Here is a 24,298-nt window from a genome sequence, read left to right on the forward strand (position 1 = left end):
GCTATACAAAATCTTATGACTAGAAACCGTGACATCAGCTGGGATTTCTATCGTACCTTCCTCAGCGTGCTGAGCGACGGTTCGCTGTCCGCCGCCGCCCGCGAGCTTGGCATCACCCAGCCGACGGCGGGACGTCACATCGGCGCGCTGGAAGAGGCCGTCGGCTTTCCGCTGTTCATCCGCTCGCCGCACGGGCTGATGCCGACGGAAGCGGCGCTTGCGCTCCGCCCCTATGCGGAAAATCTGGCGGCGACGACCGCCGCCCTCATGCGCGCGGCCTCCGGCGAAGTCGGCAAGATCGAAGGCACGGTGCGCATCAGCGCAAGTGATATCATCGGCGTGGAAATGCTGCCGCCGATCATCACGGCCATGCAGGAGGTTCACCCGCGGCTTGAAATCGAGCTTTCACTCTCCGATACGCTGGAAGACCTTTTAAGGCGCGAGGCGGATATCGCCATTCGCATGACCGAACCGCAGCAGGATGCGATCGTCATGCGTTATATCGGCAATTTCCGCTTGGGATTTCATGCGACGCGCGACTATCTGGCAAGAGCCGGCACCCCGAAGAGCATGGAAGATCTGAACCACCACCGGATGGTCGGTTTCGACCGCAAGACGCCTTTCATTCGGGCGGCCATCCAGCGGATGCGCTCGCTCGATCCGGACATACCCGATATTGAGGAAATTTCCTTTGAAATCCGCGCCGACAGCAATCTAGCCCAGCTTGCCATGATCCGCGCCAGCGCAGGCATCGGCGTCTGTCAGATCGGTCTGGCACGCAAGGATCCCCGGCTCGTTCAGGTTCTTCCGAAAATCGACATCCCGCTCCACACATGGGTCGCGATGCATGAAAATCTCAAGACCTCGCCGCGATGTCGTGCCGTGTTCAGCGCCCTCGTCGAAGGCCTCAAGGGGCATCTTAAAGAAACCGATCCGGGCGCTCCGCCGAAACGGCGCTAATGCCGAACAACTCCCGGCAAAGTGATCCCGGCTTTGCTGGGAATCCACGGATCGCCGATCAAAACGGTCTGGCCTGCTGCGTCGTCTTGTCGACCACCTCAGCTTCCGGCCGGTCGCCGCCCTGGCTGTATTCTTCATGCCAGTGGCCGCTCTCATCCTGATAGCTGATTTCCTCGTCATCGCCCCCCACCTGCTGTTCGGCGGCGACGATGCGCGCAGCCTCGACGGCATCCGCATAAGAAGGGAATGTTTCGGAATAAGCGCCGTTCATGCGGTAGGCGAAGCCTCCGTCATGTTCGACGATTTCATATACCACTTTGGTCATGCATGGTCCTCCTGTCTCGGTAGGCGACATGGCAACCACAACCGCGTTTCAAGCATTGCACCCGATGGGACACCGCGGCATGAGCAGCATGTCCTGCAACACCACTATCCTACCAAAAGCATTCAAGCGCAAATCCTGCTTGATCTGGGAGACGATACGTCACAGCCTGAGCCGATCAGGGGGAAGGGAAATCGATGGCGGGTTCTATTCTGAAACAGGAGCGCATGCTGCTGCTGGCAATACCGGCGGCAATCGTCGCCTATCTGGCCGAACATGCAATATTCGAAGCCGGAAAAACAGCGGCGCTTATCGCCGCGGTGGCGCTGATCGGGCTCATCGTCCTCATCTCCATGCGGGTTGCCCATCACGCCGAAATCCTCGCCACCAAGGTCGGCGACCCTTACGGCACCATGATCCTGACGCTGTCGGCTGTCGCCGTGGAAGTGCTGATCCTCGCCATTATCATGAGCGAATCCAGTTCGCCCACTCTGGTGCGGGATACGATTTATTCCGCCGTGATGATCGACATCAACGGCATTCTCGGTCTCGCGGCGCTGCTCGGCGGTCTTCGCCACGGCGAGCAGCCCTATAATGACGATTCCGGCAAGACCTATGGCGTAATGATCCTCACCGCCATGGGTATTTCGATGATCGTGCCGGAATTCATCCCCAATGAAAGCTGGCATGTCTACTCCGCCTTCACCATTGTCGCGATGATCGCGCTTTACGCACTGTTCCTCAAAATGCAGGTCGGCCCGCACAGCTATTTCTTCAGCTATGCCTATCCACGCAAGGCGCATCCGGCCGGCCAGGCATCGGACGGCCATGCGGAAGAGGAGGACGAAGGCAGCGTACCGCTCTCCATCGGCCTCATCATCGCCGGCGTGGTGCTGATCGGTGTGCTGGCGGAATTCATGTCGGCCTTCTTAAGCGAAAGCCTCGAGGGCACCAGCGCGCCGCCGGCGCTGATGGCGGTGGTGGTGGCGACGATCTCGGCATCGCCGGAAATCCTCACCGCGCTCCGGTCCGCCTTGCGCAATCGCATGCAGGCCGTGGTCAATATCGCCATGGGCGCATCCCTGTCGACGGTCATCCTGACCGTGCCGGTCATGGAAGGTATCGCGCTCTATACCGGCCAGCCTTTCATCATGGCGATGACGCCGGTTCAGACCGTCATGGTCTTCATCACCCTCATCGCCGCCGCCATCAATCTCAATGACGGCGAGACCAACGCGATCGAAGGAATGACGCATTTCATTCTCTTCGCCACCTTCATCATGCTGCTGTTTCTGGGGCTTTGACCAAAACGAAAAAAGCCCGGCATCGCTGCCGGGCTTCTTCATTTGAGATCACAACCGATCAGCGGCAATCGGCGCAGAAGCGCTGGATGCGCTTGCAGGCCTCTTCCAGCAGCGCTTCCGACGTGGCGTAGGAAATGCGGAAGTTCGGGCCGAGGCCGAAAGCCGATCCCTGCACGACGGCGACGCCTTCGGCTTCCAGAAGCTCGGAAACGAAATCCGTATCCGTCTCGATGACCTTGCCCGACGGCGCGGTCTTGCCGATCAGGCCAGCGCAGGACGGATAAACGTAGAATGCGCCTTCCGGAGCCGGGCAGCTGATGCCCTTGGCCTGGTTGAGCATGGAGACGACGAGGTCACGGCGGCCTTCGAAGATTTTCTTGTTCGCCGGAATGAAATCCTGCGTGCCGTTCAAGGCTTCGACAGCGGCCCATTGCGCAATCGAGCTTGCGCCCGAGGTCTGCTGGCCCTGGATCATGTCCATGGCCTTGATCAACGGCAGCGGGCCGGCAGCGTAACCGATACGCCAGCCGGTCATGGCATAGGCCTTGGAGACGCCGTTCATCGTCAGCGTGCGGTCATAGAGCGAAGGCTCGACTTCGACCGGCGTGACGAATTTGAAATCGCCATAGGTCAGGTGCTCATACATGTCGTCCGTGAGCACCCAGACATGCGGATGCTTGACCAGCACGTCGGTCAGCGCCTTCAGCTCGTCATGCGAATAGGCGGCGCCCGAAGGGTTGGACGGCGAGTTGAACACGAACCACTTGGTCTTCGGCGTGATCGCCTTTTCCAGCGCTTCCGGCTTCAGCTTGAAATTATCTTCCAGCGTAGCGTCGACGAAAACCGGCGTACCGCCGCAGATCGCCACCATTTCCGGATAGCTGACCCAGTAGGGCGCCGGAATGATGACTTCATCGCCGGGGTTCAGCGTCGCCATGAAGGCGTTGAAAAGGATCTGCTTGCCGCCCGTGCCGACAATCGTCTGCTCCGGCTTGTAGTCCAGCCCGTTTTCACGCTTGAACTTGTCGGCAATCGCCTTGCGCAGTTCCGGAATACCCGAAACCGGCGTGTATTTCGTTTCGCCGCGCTTGATGGCGTCGATGGCCGCTTCCTTGATATTTTCGGGCGTATCGAAATCCGGCTCGCCGGCGCCAAGGCTGATCACATCGCGGCCCTTCGCTTTCAGCTCACGGGCTTTCTGGGTAACGGCGATGGTGGCGGATGGCTTTACGCGGGAGAGAATGTCGGCAAGGAAGGCCATTTTTAATCGGTCCTATTGGGGTTGACATCGGCAGAGGTTGGAAAACTTGTCATCTGCGGCATTTTCTATGTCGAAAGACAGGCCTTCTTTCAAGGTCAAAAGCCGGCTTATGTGCTGCATCGCAGAATTTAAACCTTCCTTAACCCGGAAGTAACGCTTGATACGCTACATTCGCGAGCCTAGAGGTCGTGTCTCTATAGCTGGTTGAAAAATGGCGCTCAAAAGCATCTTTTCCAGTCTTGTCCGCGAGGTCGATGGCACATGGTCCACGGCCTATAGCACCTTCAACCTGAAATCGGCCCTGCAGCCCATTTTCCGCCGCACGGCGAGCGGTATTCTCGACATCGATTCCTTCGAGGGTCTGGTGCGTCCCCATCGCAATGGCGAGCCGGTGACGCCGGGCGAATTCTTCTCGCTGGTCGCGCCGGAAGACATCGAAAATATCGACAGTATCCTGCGCACGATCCACATTCTCAACACCGGCAGGCTCAACCGGTCCCGCGCCCGCATCTTCGTAAACTTCCATCCGGGCCTGTTCCAGACCCCGGCCAAGATGCGCCAGGAAGTGGAGCGCATGCGTCTTGCCGCCCACGAGGCCGGCATGACGGCGGATCGCATCGTCTGCGAAATCTCCGAGAAAAAAGCCTCCGACACGCAGATGGTCGCCGACTTCGCCTACCACATGCACGATATCGGCTTTCGCGTGGCGCTCGATGACTATGGCGCGGGCGATTCCGACATCGACCGGGTGAAGCTCATCAAGCCGGACTATGTGAAATTCGAAGCCGGCTGGGTGCGCGATTTCATGCAGAATTCGGCGGGTGCCGCCCTTCTCCGCGTCATCGTCAGCCAGTTTCGCGCCGATGGCATAGAGCCGGTCTTCGAAGGGCTGGAAGCTGCATGGCAGGTCGATCTGTGCGAAGAACTCGGCGTCCTGTTGATGCAGGGCTACGTACTGGCAAAGCCAGAACTTGCCCCGACTAGTTTCGACACACGTTTCCCGGAACTCGGCAGTGAATATTTCGCCTCGTCAAGGGTGGAAAGAGGCCCTGCGCCACCGGCATTTTTCCGGGAAGAACGCCCCGCCGATCCGCACCCGCTGCGCCAGACCCGGACCTTCGGAAAACGCGGCCTGTGACGCCAAATCCGGCCAAACGGCTCTCCTAACCGGCTTTGCCACAATATTGCCGCAATAAATGCCGCGGAACGCCAGAATTCGGTCTCCAAGCCGTCCATTTCGAAGCCTCTTTTATCCTTTAAGAACAGGGACAAGAGGCGACAGCCATGTTTACCAACGATCGGACTTCCGTTGAAAGGTTAAGGGCGCAGAGAACGCTGTTTTCCCTCTGGATGGCCGTTGCGGCTTTTCTTGTCATCGTCACCATGGCCGCCGGCATCGCAACCTCGGCCAATGCGGCTGCCCAGGCGGTCGATACCCTGCATACTTCCGCCATTCCGCAGGTGGCGGCGACGACGAAGGCGGGTCCCCACATCCTGCTCGTCGTCCTTTCGGCCGCGGCCTTCATCGGCCTCGGCATTGGCGGCCTGACGCTCACCCGGCGCAGCCTGAAGGACGAGGCCCGCCGCTACAAATAAGCGGCCCTCCCCTTGACTTGCGGCATCGGCAGCTTGCTGCTAAAGCACCCGGAAACAGTCATCCGCATCGCGGATCGATATTTCAAAAATCCCCGAATTGCCACGGCCGCGACTGAATGATCTTCCGGCCCTGCCGTGCTGGTGCCAACAATGACGCGTATTCAGGCCAATATGCTGCTTCTGCTCGCCGCAGCAATCTGGGGAGGCGGCTTCGTCGCGCAATCCTCCGCCATGGCCTCCATCGGCCCGTTCTGGTTCGTCGGCCTGCGTTTCGCCATTGCCGCCATCGCCGTGCTGCCCTTCGCGCTCATGGAAACACGGTCGCTGAAATCGCCGCCGCGCCGGCGCGAAATCGGCAGCTTCATCCTCGTGGGTCTGGCCCTGTTCGGCGGCGCCACCACCCAACAGGTCGGGCTCCTGACCACGACTGTCACCAATTCCAGCTTCCTGACCGGGCTTTACGTCATCTTCGTACCCGTGATCGCCGTCGTGCTTTACCGCCGTCATCCCCACTGGATCGTCTGGCCATGCGCGCTGATGATGCTGGGCGGCATATTCCTGCTCTCCGGAGGCGCATTCGAGGCGCTGACCACGGGCGATATTCTCAGCATCATCTGCGCCTTCTTCTGGGCGATCCAGATCACGCTTGCCGGGCGCTTCGTCTCCGAAAGCGGAAGGCCGCTGGCGCTTTCCTGCACCCAGTTCGCCGTTTGCTCCCTTCTTAGTTGCATGATCGGCGTTGTGTTCGAACTGATCAGCATGGCCTCCATCGAGGCGTCGCTGGCGGAAATCCTCTATGTCGGCCTCGTCTCCTCCGGCCTCGCCTTCGTTTTGCAGGTCATCGGCCAGCGTTACACCACCGCCCCGCAGGCCGCGATATTCCTGTCCTCGGAAGCGCTTTTCGGCGCTTTGCTGGCTTCGGTGTTCCTGAAGGAAACCATTTCAAGCGCCGGCTATATCGGCTGCCTGATCATATTCGTCGCGATCCTGATCGTGGAACTGGTGCCGGAATTGACGCGCAAACGGCAAAAATCCATGGCTGGAGCGGCCTGACGCAAAAAGAACTTATTTTTCTCGTTCCGCCGTAAATCCAGATAGGGCATTCAAATTTTGCCGTGAAATCCTGCGGTAAACGGCAATTATTTCATCAATTGTCGCTTCTGCGGAAAAAATATGCGATTGCGCAATCTTATTCTACCGCAGGTTTTTTATCTGACAAAAAGCCCGTGAAAACTTTTGCTTGCCAATTTTCGATAAACGCATCACTCTACCGCGGTTCGGGCAATTTGCGAGCATGGGAAGGCCTATAATTTTGCGCACTGGGGACGCTATAAACCTCGGGCGGTGGGACGAAAAACGTTGGATGAGAACGCCATTACTTCCCGCTGCGAAGGTCCATTTTCTCAATAGTCAAAAACTGCCTGCCAACGCCCACGCGGGGCAAAACTGTAATGCTGCCTGTAGCTGAACGCGGGCAGAGCGAAAAGGACCTGATGCATGGCCGAAACTGGCACCGTAAAATTCTTCAATACAGACAAAGGCTTCGGCTTCATCAAGCCAGACAATGGTGGCGCTGATATCTTTGTTCACATCTCTGCCGTACAGGCTTCTGGCCTGTCCGGACTTTCAGAAAATCAGAAAGTGAGCTTCGACACGGAACCGGATCGTCGCGGCAAGGGGCCGAAGGCAGTCAATCTGCAGATTGCTGGCTGACCCTAAAACGGCTTTCTTTTCTAGTTGAAGCCCGGCAGGAATGCCGGGTTTTTTTGTGCGGTCCAGCAGGACTTAGAGCATTTCCAGGAAACGTGGAATCCGGTTTTCCGTCTGGAAATGCGGAAAACTCTAATGGGCCAGCACTCAGAGCCCTTTGAGATAGGGGTTGGTGAGCCGTTCCTCGCCCAGTCGTCCACCCGGGCCATGGCCGCAGATGAAACCGACATCGTCACCCAGCGGCAAAAGCTTGTCGCGAATGGACGCCATCAATTGCTCGTGGTTTCCGCCCGGCAGGTCCGTGCGCCCCACCGATCCCGAAAACAGCACGTCGCCGACATGGGCGAAGTTCTGATTCCGGTTATAATATATGACGTGGCCGGGCGCATGACCCGGGCAATGATAGACCTCGAAGACGTGGTCCCCAAATGAGACCTTGTCGCCTTCCTTCAACCATGTATCAGGCACCACATTCTTCAGACCGCTGATGCCGTATTTCTCCGCCTGCACCTCGATCCTCTCCAGCAGAGGCCGGTCGTCCTCATGCGGGCCGATGACCGGCAAGGAAAGTTTCGCGCGCAGTTCGTCGGCGCCACCGGCATGATCGAGATGCCCGTGCGTCAGCCAGATTTCCTTCAGCGTGATGCCGTTTTCAGATACGACCTGGAGAATGACGTCCACATCCCCACCGGGATCGACGACGACGCCCTCCTTGGTGTCCTGATCGAACAGGATGGTGCAATTCTGCTCGAATGGCGTGACCGGAATAATGCCCGCCTGCAATTTTCCCATATCCTGTGTCTCCTGTCTGAAAGCTCCCGCCTCCTATAGCCCGCGACCGGGTGCGGCACAATGGCGGCGGAAAAGACGCCGGCTTTCAGTGACTGTACCATTCTAAAAATCATCGTGGAAACAGTGCGATAGCAATAGATCTTCGGTCGTTGACGGGAATTGCCGGCAAAAAATGTGGAACGCCCCGATGGTTGCGACGTTCTAGCTCCAGTCTTGAAAGGAGTGAGACACATGGACAAGACGCTTAAAATGCTCATGGCTGGCGGCGCCTTCGCCTTGATGGCCGGTTTCGCGAACGCCGCCATGGTCGCCACCACCGCATCGGATATTTCCGTTCGCTCGGGCCCCGGTGAAGACTATCCCGAAGTGGGACTGGCCACCCGCGGCAGCAACGCGGTTCTGGATGGCTGCATGGAAGGCAGCAGTTGGTGCCGCATCGAAGTCAACGGCCTGCGCGGCTGGGCCCATGCCGATTACCTGAATGTCATGTATGAGGGCTCACCGGTCATTCTCGAACAGCGCCGCTCCGAACTCAGCGTGCCTGTGGTGACCTATGAAACGACCTCGAGCGTACAGGCCGAACCCAATGCCGGCGACCCGAATCTCGGCCGCGTCGGCGAGGTCGATCCGCCGCAATCGGTGATGACCTATATTGACGAACATCCCGCAGACACCGTTACTTATGACGGCGACATAGCCGTCGGTAGCGTGTTGCCCTCGGATACACGTCTCGTCGAAATTCCGGACTATCAATATCGTTACGTCCGGGTGAACGACGTGCCGGTTCTGGTCGAGCCTTCGACGCGACGGATCGTCTACGTCTATCAGTAAACGCACGCCGGACATCAAGAGACGGATGAAGAGCGCGGAGTTTCCGCGCTCTTTTCTATTTCCGGTAAAGGCCACTCAGGATTCCAGTTGCACCCGCACCCGCGCCATATTATCCACCGCAACAGAAAATGATCGCGGCATTCTCCCGAGCGGACGCATTTTCGGCTATGTTTACAGAATATTGGCGCATCGACGCCTGTCAGCCTATGATCAGACAGCCGCAGAATATGAAGGAACCGTAGTGCCACCGCAATCGCTTAAAACCGCAGCCGCCAGGCAGACACCGGCACTCCCGAAGGTTGACGACGGCAAGATCGACTTCGACACGATTGAGGCGCTGTTTTTCGCCTATCGCGATTTCGTCTCCGATCCCGATGTCATTCTGTCGAAACTGGAATATGGGCGGGCGCATCACCGTGTGGTCTATTTCGTCAGCCGGCAGCCGGGCATGACGGTGGCGGATCTGCTCGATACGCTGCAGATCACCAAGCAGAGCCTTGCCCGTGTGCTGAAGCAATTGATCGACGACGGCTACATCCGCCAGATGGCGGGCCCGGAAGACCGCCGCCAGCGCAGGCTTTACCCCACGCTGACGGGCCGTGAACTGGCGCTGGCGCTGAGCGAGCCGCAGTCGCGCCGCATCGACCGCGCGTTGGAAGGTCTCGGGCCGGACGCCCGCGCCTGCGTGCGCAAATTCCTGGCGCAGATGCGCAGCCCGACGACGACAACCACCGTGGAGGACGAGTGACGATGGCGACAGCACCGACAAAACGTCCACCGGCGGATGACGATGCGGCCCATCTCCTTATCGTCGACGACGATGCCCGTATTCGCGATCTTCTGCAGCGCTTTCTGGGCGACAAGGGCTATCGCATCTCCGTGGCGGCAGATGCCGCCGAAGCACGGCGCAAAATGGTGGGCATCCGTTTCGACCTGCTCATCCTCGACGTGATGATGCCGGGCGAAAACGGACTTTCGCTGACCCGTTCGCTGAACGAGGACAAATCCGTGCCGGTCATCCTTCTGACCGCCCGGTCGGAAGCGGATTCGCGCATCGCCGGGCTGGAAGCCGGAGCGGACGATTATCTCGCCAAACCCTTCGACCCGCGCGAGCTCGTCCTTCGCATCAATAACATCCTGCGGCGCAATACCTCGCCCGATACGCCCAAGATCGAACAGATCATGTTCGGCCCCTACAGCTTCTCCATCCCCAAAAAGGAATTGCGGCGCGGCCCCGAAACGATCCGCCTGACGGATCGCGAGCAGGAGATCATGCTGCTTTTTGCGCTGCGCGCCGGCGATACCATTCCCCGCCACGAGCTGGTGGAAGCGGAATCGGAAGTGGGCGAAAGAACCATCGACGTGCAGATCAACCGTCTTCGCCGCAAGATCGAGGACGACCCTGCCAATCCTGTTTATCTGCAAACGGTGCGCGGCATCGGTTACCGCCTGAGCGTGGACTGACGAGCACCCAACGAAGGGCGAACGCACGGCCATGGCGAGCCTCGATTTTCTCAGCACGGTCAGAAACAGCGGCGTGGCCAAGGCCTGGCGCATGTCGGGCAGATGGCTGCGCCATTGGCTGCCAACCGGCCTCTACACCCGTTCGCTGCTCATCATCATCCTGCCGATGATCCTGCTTCAGGCCGTGGTCGCGGCCGTTTTCATGGAACGTCACTGGCAACTCGTGACGGAACGCCTCTCCTCCGCCGTGACGCGCGATATCGCCGCGATCATCGAGCTTCTGCAGACGGACCCGGAGGAAGACGACTATCAACGCGTCATCCGCATCGCCCGCGACAAGCTGGATCTCAGCGTCTATATCGAACCGAAGACAGACCTGCCGGCCCCGAGACCGGAGCCGCTATTTTCGATCCTCGACAGGATCCTCGCGGATCAGCTGACGCAGCAGATCGGCAGGCCGTTCTGGATCGATACCTATGGCAACGGCTCGCTGGTGGAAATCCGCATCCAGCTCGAAGACAAGACCCTGCGCGTCTTCACCCGCCGCAGTTCGGCCTATGCCTCCAACACCCATATCTTCCTTGTCTGGATGGTCGGGGCATCGCTGGTGCTGATCGCCATCTCCATCCTCTTCCTGCGCGGGCAGATCAAACCCATCGAAGCGCTCGCCAAGGCGGCAGAAAACTTCGGCAAGGGCCAGAAGATCAGCGGCTATTCCCCACGCGGTGCGGATGAGGTGCGGCGCGCGGGCCTCGCCTTCATATTGATGCGCGAGCGCATCGAACGGCAGATGGAGCAGCGCACTGCCATGCTGAACGGCGTCAGCCACGACCTGCGCACGATCCTCACCCGTTTCAAGCTGCAACTGGCGCTCGCAGGGGACAATCCCGACCTCGAGGGGCTCGACAAGGATGTCGAGGACATGCAGTCGATGCTGGAGGCCTATCTGACCTTCGCCCGTACCGATGTCGAAGAGGATGTCGGCACGCTGGAGCTTCCGGCCCTTCTCGAAAAAATCGGCCATGATTTCGAGCTGCACGGCAAGAAATTCAGCTACGAGCTTTATAATATCGAGAGGATCATCGCGCGGCCGAACGCGCTGTCCCGGCTCGTCGCCAATCTGGCCGAAAATGCACGGCGCTACGCCGGCAATCTCCACATCGATATCCGCAAGGCGCCGCGTTCCATCATCATGACATTCGACGATGACGGGCCGGGCATTCCGGAGAGTTCACGCGAGGATGTGTTCAAGCCGTTCTTCCGGCTGGACGAGGCGCGCAACCTCAATGCTTCGGGCACCGGCCTTGGCCTTTCCATCGTCCGCGATATCGCCCGCAGCCACGGCGGCGATGTGACGCTCGATGAAAGCCCGATGGGTGGATTGCGGGTAATCGTCAAAATTCCGGCTTAGAGTTTTTTCGCTTTTCTTCGAATCGCGAAAACACTCTAACTCCTTGTTCCAGCGCATTTCCGGACGGAAAACCGGGCTCCACTTTTCCTGGAAATGCTCTAGAGCACCGGGTCGAAAAGTGTGACTCGGACTTGCCGTTTCCGTCACTCCGGCACTGAGCCGTCGTGTTCCATCAGCACATTTTCTCGCCGTTCGGCACCGGGCGCTCGACGGCGGCAAGCACGATATCGCCATTGGCATCGGCAAAACCAAGCGTCAGGACTTCGGACCGGAAAGGGCCGATCTGGCGCGGCGGAAAATTCACCACGCCCAGGACCTGCCGGCCGACAAGGCTTTCCAGCGTATAATGCACCGTGATCTGCGCCGAAGATTTCTTGACGCCGATCTCCGGCCCGAAATCGATCTTCACCTTGAAGGCAGGCTTACGCGCCTCGGGAAAAGGCTCGGCTTCGATGATGGTGCCGACGCGGATATCGACCTTCTCGAAATCGGCATAGGAAATTTCACCGCTCATGGCCCGCCCCTTTCAGCCCGCCAGTTCTTCGGCGCGCGTTTTTGCGGCAGCGACCGCCCTGTCGAACAGGGGCTGCATGCCGTCTTCGGCCATCAAAACGGAGAGCGCCGCAGCCGTGGTGCCGCCCGGCGAGGTCACATTCTGGCGCAGGCGCGCCGCCTCGTCGGAGGATTGATGCAGCAGCTCGCCGGCGCCGGCCACGGTTTCGCGTGCCAGACGCATGGCCACATCCGCCGGCAGACCGGCCTTTCGGCCGGCTTCGGCCATGCATTCCACCAGATAGAAGACATAGGCCGGGCCGCTTCCCGAAACCGCGGTCACCGCGTCGATATCGCTTTCGGCATCCACCCATTCGACCGGGCCGCTGACTTTCAGCAGCCCGTCCACCACCGTTTTAAGCTCCGGCGTCACCAGCTCGTTGGCATAGGCACCCGTGACGCCACGGCCGACCATGGCCGGTGTGTTGGGCATGGCCCGCACGGCGGCAACCTTGCCGAAATGCGAAACGAATGTGCCGATGGTCGTGCCCGCTGCAATCGACACGACGACCGTATTCGGGCCCAGCAGGGGTTTCAGTGAGGGCAGCACGGCTTCCATCATCTGCGGCTTCACCGCCACGAAAAGAATACCGGCCTTGACGCCCTCGGGCACGCTTTCGCTATGGGCGGCTCCGGCTTCCGCAATCGTCGTCCGCATGGCGTCGGAAGGGCGCGGATCGATGACGATGACCTGCGATCCCGGCACACCCTTTTTCAGCCAGCCTGAAAGCAGAGCGCCGCCCATGTTGCCGGCGCCCACCAGGACGAGCGGCCCGGAAGCCTTATATACCATCTTACGCTTCTCCGACGGTCTCGAACATGACCGCTTCGATTGCACTTTTCGCATCCAGCCCCGACCAGACGACGAACTGGAATGCCTGATAATATTGTTCGCAGGCCTCCAGAGCGCTGGAAAGCAGCACTTCCACCTGCTGGTTGTTCGGTTCGGCGCCGCCCGCCAGAAGCAGGGACTGGCGGAAGATCACCACATCTTCCTGCCGCCACAGATCGAAATGCCCCATCAGCACCTGACCGTTGACCTGGGAGAGCAGACGAATGACTTCGTTGACGCGCTGGTCCGGCACCTTGATGTCGAAGGCGCAGGCAAGATGCAGCGCCTCGAACTCTTCCATCCATGAAAAGGAGACGTGATAGTCGGCCCAGTGACCGGCGACAGTCATGGCGATCTCATCTTCGCCCGAACGTTCGAACGACCAGTCGTTCGAGGCGGCGACGATCTCGATCATGTCCACGGGATTGGACTGACGCTCAATTTCAAATTCTATCAGACTCATGCGGCACCTTCTCAGCCGGTAGGAATGTCCTGTTTTGAACGCCGGGCACAAAACGCACATACAAACCGGGATAAACATTTGAGACGATTGCCCGACACCACCAGAATTACGCATTCACCCTGTCTGGAGCTTACCAGGTCTTTTCGAATCATCATTTAAAATCAGTGTATAATGGCCGAGTCCTGCTGCCACCCCTTCCCCGCCATTTTTGCTTTTTGAACAGTGGATATCTCCTCCCCCATCACCTCAGGCGAGATACATAAGCGACTCTGCCGATTGCGTTTTTTGGAAGTGTCCACAGGCCCCAAAAAATTCGCGCCGGGGGACCTGTTTTTAACAACCGGGAGTCATTTCGGGCGGAATGGGCCGAAAACAAAAAGTCCCGGAATCGCAAGCGATCCGGGACCCATCGGAAAAAGCGTTAAAAAATCAGTCCTTGGCGGCGGAAAGCTTCGCTTCCAGAGCCTCGATGCGGGCGCGCAGCGCGTCGTTTTCATCACGCGCCTGAATGGCCATTTCGCGAACGGCATCGAATTCCTCGCGCCGGACGACATCGAGGCTGTTCAGCCAGCGATCCGCCTGCGCATGAAAAGCGGCTTCGGCTTCCTTGCGCACACCCTGCGCCGCGCCGGCCGCATCGGTCATCAGCTTGGCGAATTCATCCAGAAAACGGTTGGTGCCTGTCGTGCTCATGGCGCTCATCCTTCGTCGGTTCAGGGGCATCGTCTTGCCCGCTGTTGCTAGCCTTCAGGTAGGCACTCCATCGCCGCCTTGCAAGCGAAATCGAAAAATCGCAAGAGCTTGCATGGCCTACGGTATCTTGAACCGGAGCTTGAAGAATCACCTTGACCGCCGCCATCGCAATCGCCATTTTCCTTGACGTCAGGGAGACCGGTGAGCATCATCGCCCGGCCCCTTTAGGCAATGGCTCGTTCCGTTGTCCGCCCCGCAACGATGACGGAATATACGGATTGTCAGCCGCTCCCACCCAACTCGCCATCATGCCCTTCCCCAATATCGATCCGGTAGCGCTGTCCCTCGGCCCGCTTTCGATCCACTGGTACGGCATCGCATATGTCGCGGGCATCATGCTCGGCTGGTTTTATGCTCGCCGCCTCGCCCGCACGGATCGCCTGTGGCCGAACGAGACGTCGCCGATCTCGGCGCAGCATCTTGACGATTTCATCCTCTGGGCAGCCGGCGGCATCGTGCTCGGCGGGCGCATCGGCTACATCCTGTTTTACGATCTCGCCGCGGTCGCCGCCAATCCCATCAGGGCGATCGAGATATGGAATGGCGGCATGTCGTTCCATGGCGGCCTGATCGGCACCACCGTCGCCATGATCCTTTTCGCCCGCAGGAACGGCATTCCGGTCTGGAGCATGTTCGATGTCGTCGCGGCCGTAGCACCCATTGGCCTGCTGTTCGGGCGCATCGCCAATTTCATCAACGGCGAATTGTGGGGACGCATCGCCGACGTGCCATGGGCGGTCGTCTTCCCGACCGGCGGCCCCTTCGCGCGGCATCCGAGCCAGCTTTATGAAGCGGGTCTCGAAGGCCTCGTGCTCGTCATCGTTCTGGCAATCGCCATCTATGCCTTCAGGGCGCTGAAGACGCCCGGCGTCGTCACCGGCATCTTCGTCTGCGGTTACGCGCTGTCGCGCATCTTCGTGGAGTTCTTCCGCGAGCCGGACGCCCAGATCGGTTATCTCGCCGGCAACTGGCTGACCATGGGCATGGTGCTCTCCACGCCGATGTTCGCTCTCGGCCTCTGGGCGGTTCTGCGGGCGCGCAGCGCAGCAAAAAGCGCCTGAACGGTATGACCCGCCATGACGACACCGCTCGCGCAACGCATCAAATCACTTATCCGGCTCAACGGTCCGCTTAGCGTTACCGACTTCTTCTCGCTCTGCCTCGCTGACCCGGAGCACGGTTATTACAGGAGCCGCGAGCCCTTCGGCCGTTCGGGCGATTTCATCACCGCACCTGAAGTCAGCCAGCTTTTCGGCGAAATGCTCGGCGTTTTCGTGGTTCATGCCTGGCAGAGGCACGGCGCCCCCATGGAAACGCAGCTGGTGGAAATCGGCCCCGGCCGCGGCACCATGATGTCGGACATGCTGCGCGTCATCCGCCGCATCGCACCGCCGCTTTACGAGACGATGCAGGTGCATCTGGTGGAAACCAGCCCCCGCCTTTCCGCCATCCAGAAGGAGACGCTGGCCCCACACGCGGACAGACTGACCTGGCATGACAGTTTCGACGACGTGCCGGAAGGTTTCCTGCTCCTCGTCGCCAACGAGCTTTTCGACGCCATTCCGATCCGGCAATTCATAAAGACGCCGCAGGGTTTCCGCGAACGGGTCGTCAGCCTCGACGCCAATGACGAACTTGTGTTCTCGACCGGGCTTGCCGGCATAGACCCGGCCCTGCTGCCGCCCCAGCCGGAACGGCAGCCGATTGGCGCCGTATTCGAGATTTCGCCTGCCCGCGAAGCCGTGATGACCGCGATCTGCCAGCGCATCTCCGCCCATGGCGGCACGGCGCTCGCCATCGATTACGGCCATCTGGTCGCCGGTTATGGCGATACGTTGCAGGCCATGCGCAACCATGCCTTCGACCCGGCGCTTGCGCATCCCGGCGAAGCCGATCTCACCAGCCATGTCGATTTCGAAAGCCTCGTGAAAACAGCCGAAGCAACCGGTGTACACGTCAACGGCACCCTGAGACAGGGCGACTTTCTCTATGGCCTCGGTCTCAAGGAACGCGCGGCCGCACTTGCCGCCAAGGCCACGCCCGACCAGACGCTGGAAATCGCCGAAGCGGTCAACCGCCTCGCCGGCGAAGGCGCCGGCAAGATGGGGGAACTTTTCAAGGTCATCGCCGTTTCAAGTCCCGCGCTTCATCTCCTGCCGTTTCGCGCAGTGGATTGACAGCGCAATCACCTCTGGGCCAACATCGCCGCGACACACGAAGCAGGCACACTGCATCACACACGCCGCGCAACGCCGCGGCAACCGGAAACATCTCGCTTAACCGTACCTCACTGGCCAACAGCGATATTCTCCAAGGAACTCCCACACCATGCAGAACGCAACGCTGCCGCTCCCCATCCAGAGTCCCCTGCTCGCCGACTATAGCAAAAACCGTATTCGTCACGGGTTTTTCACCCGGCAGGGCGGTGTATCGGAGGGGCTTTATCAGGGCCTCAATGTCGGCCTCGGCTCGCATGACGAACCGGAACGAGTGCAGGAAAACCGTCGGCGCGTGACAGAATGGTTCGGCCTGTCGGCGGAGCGCCTCGCCACCGTGCACCAGATCCATTCCCCCGATGTTCTCGTGGTCGATGAAACCTATGACGGCAGCCGCCCGCAGGCCGACGCCATGGTAACCGCGACACCGGGTTTCGTGCTTGGCGTGCTGAGCGCCGATTGCGGCCCGATCCTGTTTGCCGATGCGGAAGCCGGCGTCGTGGGTGCGGCACATGCCGGTTGGAAAGGAGCGCTGTTCGGCGTGCTCGAAAACACCATCGAGACCATGACGACGCTCGGCGCCAGCCGGGAGCGCATCGCCGCCTCGCTCGGCCCTTCGATCAGCCAGAGCAATTATGAGGTCGGTCCGGAATATGTGGCGCGTTTCACCGATATCGATCCGGCCTATGCGGATTATTTCGCCGGGACGGAAAGGCAAGGCCACGCGTTATTCGACCTCAAGCAATTCACCATCGACCGGCTGACGAAAGCCGGTGTGAAGGCGGAAAATCTCGGCCTCTGCACCTATCCCGACGAACATCGCTTCTATTCCTACCGCCGGACCACCCACCGCGCCGAACCGGATTACGGGCGGCAGATTTCCGCAATCGCAATTCTGGAGGACTGACATGGCCCTGCATTTCGAGCTTTCGGAATTCGATTCCCGCCGCGAGCGTCTGCTCGCGAAAATGGCCGAGGAGAAACTGGACGCCCTTCTGCTTTTCGCGCAGGAAAGCATGTATTGGCTGACCGGTTACGATACGTTCGGCTACTGCTTCTTCCAGACGCTGGTGGTCAAATCGGACGGCTCCATGACGCTTCTGACCCGCTCGGCGGATCTGCGTCAGGCCCGCAATACCTCCATCATCGAGAATATCCTGATCTGGGTCGACCGGCCCAATGCCGACCCGACGCTCGATCTCAAGAACCTGCTGAGCGATCTCGACCTGCTGGGCGCAAAGATCGGCGTCGAATACGACACGCACGGCATGACCGGCCGCGTCGCCCGCCTGCTGGACAACCAGCTCGCCAGCTTCTGCCAGATGAGTGATGCTTCCTATCTGGTCAGCACCCTGCGGCTCGTCAAAAGCCCGGCCGAGATCGCCTATGCGCACAAGGCGGGCCAACTGGCCGATGCGGCGCTGGACGCGGCATTGCCGCTCATCAAACCGGGTGCGGACGAAGCCGCAATTCTCGCGGCGATGCAGGGAGCGGTTCTGGCCGGCGGCGGTGATTATCCCGCCAATGAATTCATCGTCGGTTCCGGCGCGGATGCGCTGCTGTGCCGTTACAAGGCCGGCCGCCGCAGGCTCGACGCCAAGGATCAGCTCACACTGGAATGGGCCGGTGTCAGCGCCCATTACCATGCCGCCATGATGCGCACAGTAGTGATCGGCGAACAGGACTTCCGCCAGAAGGAGCTCTACAGCGCCTGCCTGCAAAACCTCACCGCCATCGAAGAGGTGCTGCGGGCGGGCAAGACGTTCGGCGATGTCTTCGACGTCCATGCCCGCGTTATGGATGAACGCGGATTGACCCGTCACCGGCTGAACTCCTGCGGTTATTCGCTGGGCGCGCGCTTCTCGCCGTCCTGGATGGAGCATCAGATGTTCCACGCCGGCAGTCCGCAGGAGATCACCGCCGACATGACGCTCTTCGTGCATATGATCGTGATGGATTCCGATTCCGGCACGGCCATGACGCTCGGCCAGACCTATCTGACCACCGACGGCGCGCCGGAGCCGCTCTCGCGCCACAACCTCGATCTTCTCACAGCTTAAATCGCCGCCGGGTTTGACAGAGCGGGAAAACCGCCCTTACATTGCGCCACCTTGGGCAAGAAGGAGCGGAACATGAGAGGGAAAATCGCATGAGCCGGACGGGGTTCACCCCCCTTTTTCCGGCCATCATTGTTCCAGCGATGATGCTGGCCCTGTCAGGCTGCAACACGACGGAAGCGCTGACACCGCAGGTGGATGTAGGCCACAATGCCTCGCAGTCGACACCCGTGACCCAGGGCGATCTCGACCAGATGGCCGCCGCCGCCGACCGCGCGCCCACGGGCGCTCCGGCAACCGCAACATCCGTTCCCGCCTATGCACCGCAAAACTCGTTGCAAGCGCAGGCACAGGCGCTGTCCAACGGCAGCCAGTATGGCGAGCCGCTTCGCCAGAACCAGACCGCAACCCAGCTACCCGCCGCCGCTCAAACCGCACCCGCACAGCAGACGGCATCGCTTGCACCTGCGGCTTCCGGGAATTCCATCCGCTTCCTGCCGATCATCGGAGCGCCGGTTCAGGCGGTAACGCCGCTCTCGCGCCAGCTCGGGGCAGAAGCGCGGGCGAAGGGGCTGACCATCCGGGCCTCCAACGACAATTCGGCTGAAAACATCCTGAAGGGATATTTCTCCGCCTTTGCCGATGGCGCCAAGGTCAATGTCGTTTACGTCTGGGACATTCTGGACGCCAATGGCGTGCGGCTTCACCGCCTGCAGGGGCAGGAAACGGTGGCGGCAAAAGGTAGCGATCCATGGGCCGCCGTGACCGACAGGGTCATGCAGGATATCGCTGCAAAAACGCTCAACGACTATTCGTCTTGGAAGCAGTCTCAACAGGGATGAGGTGAAAACGGCGGGAGAAGTCACAGAGATTTCACGAAAATCATTGCGAAAGCGCGGAGTCCTCTTGCAATCGGAAGCAACAGCGCTATTAAGGCGCGCATGGCAACAAGGCGTATCCGGCAAAGGCTTTTCAGCCGGATGTTCCTCCCCTTGAACGACGCTTGGTTACGGTGGATTGAGCCCCGTGATGCAAGGCGATGGCATGGAAACAGGCGGCCGCAATGAAGGTTTTCGCAGGCAATTCGAACCGGCACCTTGCCGAAGCGATCTGCAAGTATCTTAACGTTCCTCTCGGAAATGCCACTGTAAAGCGGTTTGCTGACCAGGAAATATTCGTAGAAATCAGCGAGAACGTGCGCGGCGAAGACGTTTTCATCGTCCAGTCCACCTCCTTCCCGGCAAATGATCATCTGATGGAACTTCTCATCATGATCGACGCCATGCGCCGCTCCTCGGCAAAGCGCATTACCGCGGTGCTTCCCTATTTCGGTTACGCCCGCCAGGACCGCAAGGCCGGCCCCCGCACTCCGATTTCCGCCAAGCTCGTCGCCAATCTGATCACCGAAGCCGGCGCCGACCGCGTTCTCACCCTCGATCTCCATGCCGGCCAGATCCAGGGTTTCTTCGACATTCCCACCGACAATCTCTTCGCAGCGCCCATTCTGGCCCGCGACGTGAAGGACCATTACGACACCAACAATGTCATGGTGGTTTCGCCCGACGTTGGCGGCGTGGTTCGCGCCCGTGCACTCGCCAAGCGTCTAGACTGTCTTCTGGCCATCGTCGACAAACGCCGTGACCGTCCGGGCGAATCCGAAGTCATGAACGTCATCGGCGATGTCTCCGGCAAGGACTGCATCCTCATCGACGATATCGTCGATTCCGGCGGCACGCTCTGCAACGCCGCCGAAGCGCTGCTGAAAAAGGGCGCCACCAGCGTTACAGCCTATATTACCCACGGCGTGCTTTCCGGCGGCGCGGTTGCCCGCGTGGCCTCCTCGAAGCTGCGCGAACTCGTCATCACCGACAGCATCCAGCCGACCACCGGTGTCCAGTCCGCGCACAATATCCGCGTGGTCAGCACCGCTGGCCTGCTCGGCGAAGCGATCAATCGCACAGCCCAGGAACAGTCGGTTTCCGGCCTGTTCGACTGAGAAACTGCGGAAACCTCGGCAATCATTCTGGGACTTGGCGAATTGCCGCCCGGTTCAGATTTCCGGGCAGGCTGCGGTCCATCTTGAAATCGCTGGTTGCCTCGACGTCATCCTCGGCCCTGTGCCGAGGACCTAGTCACGTTGAATAAAATCAACAGGTCGCAGATCCTCGGGGACAATCCCAAGGATGACGCAGGAGTGTCTGGCGCGCTTCGCCATTCACCTCATTGAAGCGAACTCGAAGTTTCTTTTTAAGACGATGCCGCACCCGCATCCGGCGGCCGTTGCAGACGTGAGGCTGCGGCCTTTATTTTCGGCCACCAGCGCCGAACCCGGGTCAGGACGGCATGGCGACCGTTACGCCAGATACTGACCGTATCGGCTGTGACCGCATCGCCGGTAAACAGATGGCGATGACGTCCGATCACCAGCGCCCGGTAGAGAAACAGGGTCGTGAGGGCGGAAAACAGGATGGACATCACCACATCGCTGAGGAAATGCCCGCCGGCCGCGATGCGCAAGCCGGACATGAGAACGACCATACCGGCAGCGATGCTTCCCATAACCAACCGCCCGCGGCGTTGCAGCCGGGGCCAGACGAGCACGCAGAGCGGCAGGAAAAAACTGGCGATCAGCGCGGTTTCGCCGGAAGAAAACGAGCAGTTCGAATAACATTGCGCACTGTACTGGAAAGGCGGCGTGAAAAGCTGCTGCCCGCCGAATTCGGTGACGCTGAATGGGCGCGCACGACCGATGGTCGCCTTCAGCACACCATTGACGAGAAGCCCGGCGCAGAGGATCACCGGCCCGCACAGGAAGGCCCAGACCCGCCAGCCGGTTCTTTGCAGCGTGCCCAGCCGAAGATTGCCGACAAGAATCACGAAAGCCAGAAGGGTGGCAAGCTCCGTACCTTCGCGCAGCGTATCCCGCAACCATTCGGGAAACGGTTCGCGACCGGACCATGGCTGCTCGACGGGCGAGAAAAACAGGGCGGAGAATCTGAGATCGACGGAGGGAAAGGTCGCGAACAGGATGACGAGCGCCAATGTGGCGAATGTCACCCAGATCGTGATCCGCATATGCGAAAGATCATTGTCCATTGCTGCCCTCCGGCATGCATCGCGGCAGCAGACGCCAGAGGCCGATTTCCCTGCCCTCGAGGAAACCCGGCCCGGCGGTCCAGCGAGCGACAGGCGCCTCGCCGGCAAGGCAGGCCGGCAGGCCATCCGCACTTGCCAGGAACAGGGGATTTTTCGCCTCGCCGGGTTTCAGCGGGTAAAGAAGCGCATAGTGGCTGGAAGGCACGCCGGTTTCGGGCAGTGCGCGCGTCATCACCTGCTTCTCATCCCGGAGCTGGTAAAAAAGCTCGGCAAGTATCGAACGGTCGGTAGCGACGATGGCGTCCGCACCCGCCTCGCGCGCCCGTGACAGGCCGGTCGACACCAGCTCGGCGCGCCCGAGATACCGCGCCATCGCCAGTTCACCTTTCGGCAGGCGCAATTGCGTTCCGGCAATGGTCATCAGCGGCAGCGCGACGGCCACGATGCTACCAAGCACAAGCGTGGACACGATAAGCCAGCGCCGCGACGCCAGAACCGGCACCGCCAGAAGCACGCCGGCCGCATAGGCCCCGACCGCCCAGTTGGCGAGCGCCCGCGACATCAAACCCTGCGCGGTAATCAGCAGAACGATCGGCACCGAAAGGGCGACCAGCGCCCGGGTTTCGGCATTCTTCGCACGAATTGTTGCGACGATCATGCCGACGAAAACGAACGGTCCGACCACGCCCGCCTGCGAAAAGAAGAACTCCAGCGCGGAGCCGATCTTCAGCTGGACGCCATGCCAGTTCGCATTATCCGCCGTATGGCGTGCGGTCATGAAATCATGCGCCGCGTTCCACCACAGATTGGGCGCGATGACGGCAACGCAGACGAGCGTAGCAATTACCGCGTCACGCAGCCGGATGCGCCACGCCTCACAGAGCCAGCCGGCAGCGATGAAGCAGGGCAGAAAATAGATCATCGCATATTTCGACATCAGCCCGAGGCCGAAACAGAGACCGAGGGCGATGCTCCAGCCCAACGCCGCCCTGCCCTCGCTGCGGGCCAGCGCAAGCTTCCGCACGGAGATCATCGACAGCACGATGAACAGCATCATCGGCGTATCGGTCGAGATCAGCAGGCTGCCGAGCGTTACGGCCGGCAAGGTCAGATAGATAAGGGCGGCCAGGGATGCAAGCCTGACGTCGTAGATCATGCGGCCGAGCGCAAGAATGGCCGCCGCCGCCACGCCATGCACCACGGGCGCGGCCAGCCGCACCTGAAACGTGCCCTCGCCGCCGCCGAGAACGGTTGCCGCGCGAATGAGCCAGCCGATCAGGGGCGGCTTGGAATAGGCGCCGAGCGCCATCTCCCTGCCCCATAGCCAATATTGCGCCTCATCGACGAAAAGGTCGGTGCGGTTGAAGGCCAGCCCAAGGACGCGCAACGCGGTTACGAGGACAATCGCTGAAAACGCGAAGGTCAGCCATCGGCGCTCATCGCCTGCCTGCGCATAAGGCAGGGTCGCCGCCTCATGCATGCTGGCGGCGTTCTGCATGAATCAACCAGAGATTTCGGGCATAGATGAAAAGGCCGGACGCCTGACCCAGAATAAAGACCGGATCGCGCCGCCAGATGGCGTAGGAAAGCAGCACCAGACCGCCGAGAACGGAAAAATACCAGAAGGCCACCGGAATGACCGAGCGGTTCGCCCGTTCCGAAGAAATCCATTGAACCAGAAAACGCATGGTAAACAGCATCTGGCCCATGAAGCCGGTGCAGACCCACAGAAATTCCTTCCAGCTGTTCACATGCAGCATGGACCATAAAGCCGGTGCATTCACGGCGATGTCTCCGTTTTGAAAGTTTCAGCCCAGCTTGACCGCTTTCGCCGGCGCAGTAGCCAGGCGACGCCGATCAGGTCGTGGATGCCGACAAGCGCGCGGCCGATATTGGTGTAATGGGAATTTCCGTGCAGCCGCGCCCGGTGTGTGACGTCGACATGGGTGACCTGCCAGCCGTCGCGATTGAACAGCGCCGGGAAATAGCGGTGGTGATGATCGAAATAGGGCAAGGCGAGATAGGCGTCGCGGCGGAAGGCCTTGAGCCCGCACCCGGTGTCGCGCGTGCCGTCCTTTAAGATCCGCGCCCGAAGCCCATTGGCGAAGCGGGAGGAAAGACGTTTTCCAAGCGTATCGCGCCGACCGACACGCTGGCCGGCCACAAGACCGAGCCGGCTGGGAGCGCTGGCGGAGAGAAGCGGCGCGAGAAGAGCCGGCAGATTGTCCGGCGGGTTCTGCCCGTCTCCATCCAGCATGCAGATGACAGGCGCACGCGCCGCCTGCACACCGCTGTGGATCGCCGCAGACTGTCCGCCCTGACGATCATGCCGGACGAGCCGCAGCATCGGGTAACGATCGCCAAGCGCAAGCACCGCATCGGCCGTGCCGTCGGAAGATGCGTCGTCCACCACCACGATCTCGAAGGCGCCGACGGGCTGGCAGGCGGCAAAAATCTCCGCCACGAGCGTCTCCACACTCGCTTGCTCATTGTGCATGGGCACGACAACGGCGAAATCCGGCCTCGGTTTCACGCTGGCTCCGTCATATCCGTCCGCACTCAGTCCGCAGACATCATTGATATTGGCGAGAGAAGGAGCGCGGAAAGCTTGCATGAACATGAACAGCCGTTGAACTTCACTCGATATGCGCCCGTTCTATTGCAGTTTTATTACGGGA

General features: G+C 60.3%; 27 protein-coding genes. 16 read left to right on the top strand and 11 right to left on the bottom strand.

Translation table 11 applies throughout. The annotated features are described in order from the left end of the window. The first annotated feature begins 15 nt into the window (after window positions 1-15). Window positions 16-960, top strand: a complete 945-nt coding sequence (locus O3W47_RS12785; protein WP_003522856.1) for a LysR family transcriptional regulator — start codon at window positions 16-18, stop codon at window positions 958-960. 58 nt (window positions 961-1,018) lie between these two features. Here the strand turns inward: O3W47_RS12785 and O3W47_RS12790 are convergent, their stop codons facing one another. Beyond that, window positions 1,019-1,285, bottom strand: coding sequence for a DUF2188 domain-containing protein (locus O3W47_RS12790; protein WP_003522857.1), 267 nt, complete (start codon window positions 1,283-1,285; stop codon window positions 1,019-1,021). 194 nt (window positions 1,286-1,479) lie between these two features. Between O3W47_RS12790 and O3W47_RS12795 the strand changes: the two genes are divergently transcribed. Further along, entirely contained in the window at window positions 1,480-2,586 is a 1,107-nt protein-coding gene (locus tag O3W47_RS12795) for a calcium:proton antiporter (RefSeq protein WP_174025282.1), read from the top strand. 58 nt (window positions 2,587-2,644) lie between these two features. Here the strand turns inward: O3W47_RS12795 and O3W47_RS12800 are convergent, their stop codons facing one another. After that, the gene (locus tag O3W47_RS12800; RefSeq protein ID WP_003522859.1) at window positions 2,645-3,847 is read right to left on the bottom strand and encodes a pyridoxal phosphate-dependent aminotransferase; all 1,203 of its coding nucleotides are present in this window, start codon (window positions 3,845-3,847) and stop codon (window positions 2,645-2,647) included. 211 nt (window positions 3,848-4,058) lie between these two features. On the opposite strand from O3W47_RS12800, the gene O3W47_RS12805 reads away from it, so the two are divergent. The 4 genes from O3W47_RS12805 (at window position 4,059) to O3W47_RS12820 (ending at window position 7,156) form a co-directional block, all read left to right on the top strand. Then, window positions 4,059-4,985: an EAL domain-containing protein gene (locus O3W47_RS12805; RefSeq protein ID WP_269313893.1), complete on the top strand. Its 927-nt coding sequence runs from the start codon at window positions 4,059-4,061 to the stop codon at window positions 4,983-4,985. A gap of 146 nt (window positions 4,986-5,131) precedes the next feature. Next, window positions 5,132-5,443: a hypothetical protein gene (locus O3W47_RS12810; protein WP_269313894.1), complete on the top strand. Its 312-nt coding sequence runs from the start codon at window positions 5,132-5,134 to the stop codon at window positions 5,441-5,443. Between the two features lie 150 nt (window positions 5,444-5,593). Next, complete coding sequence (locus tag O3W47_RS12815; RefSeq protein ID WP_269313895.1) at window positions 5,594-6,496, top strand: DMT family transporter; 903 nt, start codon at window positions 5,594-5,596, stop codon at window positions 6,494-6,496. Window positions 6,497-6,940: 444 nt separating this feature from the next. Next, entirely contained in the window at window positions 6,941-7,156 is a 216-nt protein-coding gene (locus O3W47_RS12820) for a cold-shock protein (protein ID WP_003494703.1), read from the top strand. Window positions 7,157-7,300: 144 nt separating this feature from the next. On the opposite strand, the gene O3W47_RS12825 is transcribed toward O3W47_RS12820, so the two are convergent. Next, window positions 7,301-7,945 (bottom strand): MBL fold metallo-hydrolase, encoded by a 645-nt coding sequence (locus O3W47_RS12825; RefSeq protein WP_269313896.1) that lies wholly within the window; start codon window positions 7,943-7,945, stop codon window positions 7,301-7,303. 231 nt (window positions 7,946-8,176) lie between these two features. On the opposite strand from O3W47_RS12825, the gene O3W47_RS12830 reads away from it, so the two are divergent. From O3W47_RS12830 to O3W47_RS12845, 4 genes are all read left to right on the top strand, one after another. Then, the gene (locus tag O3W47_RS12830; protein ID WP_080816328.1) at window positions 8,177-8,776 is read left to right on the top strand and encodes a DUF1236 domain-containing protein; all 600 of its coding nucleotides are present in this window, start codon (window positions 8,177-8,179) and stop codon (window positions 8,774-8,776) included. A 241-nt stretch (window positions 8,777-9,017) separates the two neighbouring features. Continuing rightward, on the top strand, window positions 9,018-9,524 hold the full coding sequence (locus O3W47_RS12835; RefSeq protein WP_031234081.1) for a MarR family winged helix-turn-helix transcriptional regulator: 507 nt from the start codon (window positions 9,018-9,020) through the stop codon (window positions 9,522-9,524). A gap of 2 nt (window positions 9,525-9,526) precedes the next feature. Further along, entirely contained in the window at window positions 9,527-10,240 is a 714-nt protein-coding gene (locus O3W47_RS12840; protein WP_003522866.1) for a response regulator, read from the top strand. A gap of 31 nt (window positions 10,241-10,271) precedes the next feature. Next, window positions 10,272-11,651, top strand: a complete 1,380-nt coding sequence (locus O3W47_RS12845; protein ID WP_269313897.1) for an ATP-binding protein — start codon at window positions 10,272-10,274, stop codon at window positions 11,649-11,651. A 172-nt stretch (window positions 11,652-11,823) separates the two neighbouring features. On the opposite strand, the gene O3W47_RS12850 is transcribed toward O3W47_RS12845, so the two are convergent. From O3W47_RS12850 to O3W47_RS12865, 4 genes are all read right to left on the bottom strand, one after another. Further along, window positions 11,824-12,165: a tRNA-binding protein gene (locus O3W47_RS12850; RefSeq protein WP_003522868.1), complete on the bottom strand. Its 342-nt coding sequence runs from the start codon at window positions 12,163-12,165 to the stop codon at window positions 11,824-11,826. A 12-nt stretch (window positions 12,166-12,177) separates the two neighbouring features. Continuing rightward, window positions 12,178-12,996, bottom strand: a complete 819-nt coding sequence (proC, locus tag O3W47_RS12855; RefSeq protein ID WP_127757813.1) for a pyrroline-5-carboxylate reductase — start codon at window positions 12,994-12,996, stop codon at window positions 12,178-12,180. Window position 12,997: 1 nt separating this feature from the next. Next, a complete protein-coding gene (locus O3W47_RS12860) occupies window positions 12,998-13,498 on the bottom strand; it encodes a YbjN domain-containing protein (RefSeq protein WP_003522870.1) in 501 nt (166 codons plus the stop codon). A 429-nt stretch (window positions 13,499-13,927) separates the two neighbouring features. Continuing rightward, window positions 13,928-14,191, bottom strand: coding sequence for an accessory factor UbiK family protein (locus O3W47_RS12865; RefSeq protein ID WP_003522871.1), 264 nt, complete (start codon window positions 14,189-14,191; stop codon window positions 13,928-13,930). 308 nt (window positions 14,192-14,499) lie between these two features. Between O3W47_RS12865 and lgt the strand changes: the two genes are divergently transcribed. From lgt to O3W47_RS12895, 6 genes are all read left to right on the top strand, one after another. Next, complete coding sequence (gene lgt / locus O3W47_RS12870) at window positions 14,500-15,312, top strand: prolipoprotein diacylglyceryl transferase (protein WP_262535516.1); 813 nt, start codon at window positions 14,500-14,502, stop codon at window positions 15,310-15,312. 15 nt (window positions 15,313-15,327) lie between these two features. Next, window positions 15,328-16,428, top strand: a complete 1,101-nt coding sequence (locus tag O3W47_RS12875) for a class I SAM-dependent methyltransferase (RefSeq protein ID WP_262533383.1) — start codon at window positions 15,328-15,330, stop codon at window positions 16,426-16,428. Window positions 16,429-16,579: 151 nt separating this feature from the next. Next, complete coding sequence (pgeF, locus tag O3W47_RS12880; RefSeq protein WP_269313898.1) at window positions 16,580-17,374, top strand: peptidoglycan editing factor PgeF; 795 nt, start codon at window positions 16,580-16,582, stop codon at window positions 17,372-17,374. A gap of 1 nt (window position 17,375) precedes the next feature. Further along, window positions 17,376-18,527, top strand: a complete 1,152-nt coding sequence (locus O3W47_RS12885; RefSeq protein WP_269313899.1) for a M24 family metallopeptidase — start codon at window positions 17,376-17,378, stop codon at window positions 18,525-18,527. An 89-nt stretch (window positions 18,528-18,616) separates the two neighbouring features. Further along, complete coding sequence (locus tag O3W47_RS12890; RefSeq protein WP_262533391.1) at window positions 18,617-19,366, top strand: hypothetical protein; 750 nt, start codon at window positions 18,617-18,619, stop codon at window positions 19,364-19,366. A gap of 221 nt (window positions 19,367-19,587) precedes the next feature. Continuing rightward, a complete protein-coding gene (locus O3W47_RS12895) occupies window positions 19,588-20,520 on the top strand; it encodes a ribose-phosphate pyrophosphokinase (protein ID WP_003522877.1) in 933 nt (310 codons plus the stop codon). 251 nt (window positions 20,521-20,771) lie between these two features. Here the strand turns inward: O3W47_RS12895 and O3W47_RS12900 are convergent, their stop codons facing one another. From O3W47_RS12900 to O3W47_RS12915, 4 genes are read right to left on the bottom strand one after another with little or no spacing between them, the layout of a single operon-like run. Continuing rightward, a complete protein-coding gene (locus tag O3W47_RS12900; protein WP_080816313.1) occupies window positions 20,772-21,620 on the bottom strand; it encodes a phosphatase PAP2 family protein in 849 nt (282 codons plus the stop codon). Then, window positions 21,610-23,118 carry an ArnT family glycosyltransferase gene (locus tag O3W47_RS12905; protein WP_262533395.1) on the bottom strand — a complete coding sequence of 503 codons (1,509 nt, stop codon included), beginning with the start codon at window positions 23,116-23,118 and terminating at the stop codon, window positions 21,610-21,612. Before O3W47_RS12905 ends, O3W47_RS12900 begins: the two co-directional genes overlap by 11 nt. After that, window positions 23,093-23,380 (bottom strand): lipid-A-disaccharide synthase N-terminal domain-containing protein, encoded by a 288-nt coding sequence (locus O3W47_RS12910; protein ID WP_031233742.1) that lies wholly within the window; start codon window positions 23,378-23,380, stop codon window positions 23,093-23,095. Before O3W47_RS12910 ends, O3W47_RS12905 begins: the two co-directional genes overlap by 26 nt. Before the next feature lie 20 nt (window positions 23,381-23,400). Continuing rightward, window positions 23,401-24,240, bottom strand: coding sequence for a glycosyltransferase family 2 protein (locus tag O3W47_RS12915; protein ID WP_269313900.1), 840 nt, complete (start codon window positions 24,238-24,240; stop codon window positions 23,401-23,403). Between the last annotated feature and the right edge of the window lie 58 nt (window positions 24,241-24,298).

The organism is Agrobacterium sp. LMR679 (assembly GCF_027157905.1).
Taxonomy (GTDB): domain Bacteria; phylum Pseudomonadota; class Alphaproteobacteria; order Rhizobiales; family Rhizobiaceae; genus Agrobacterium; species Agrobacterium leguminum.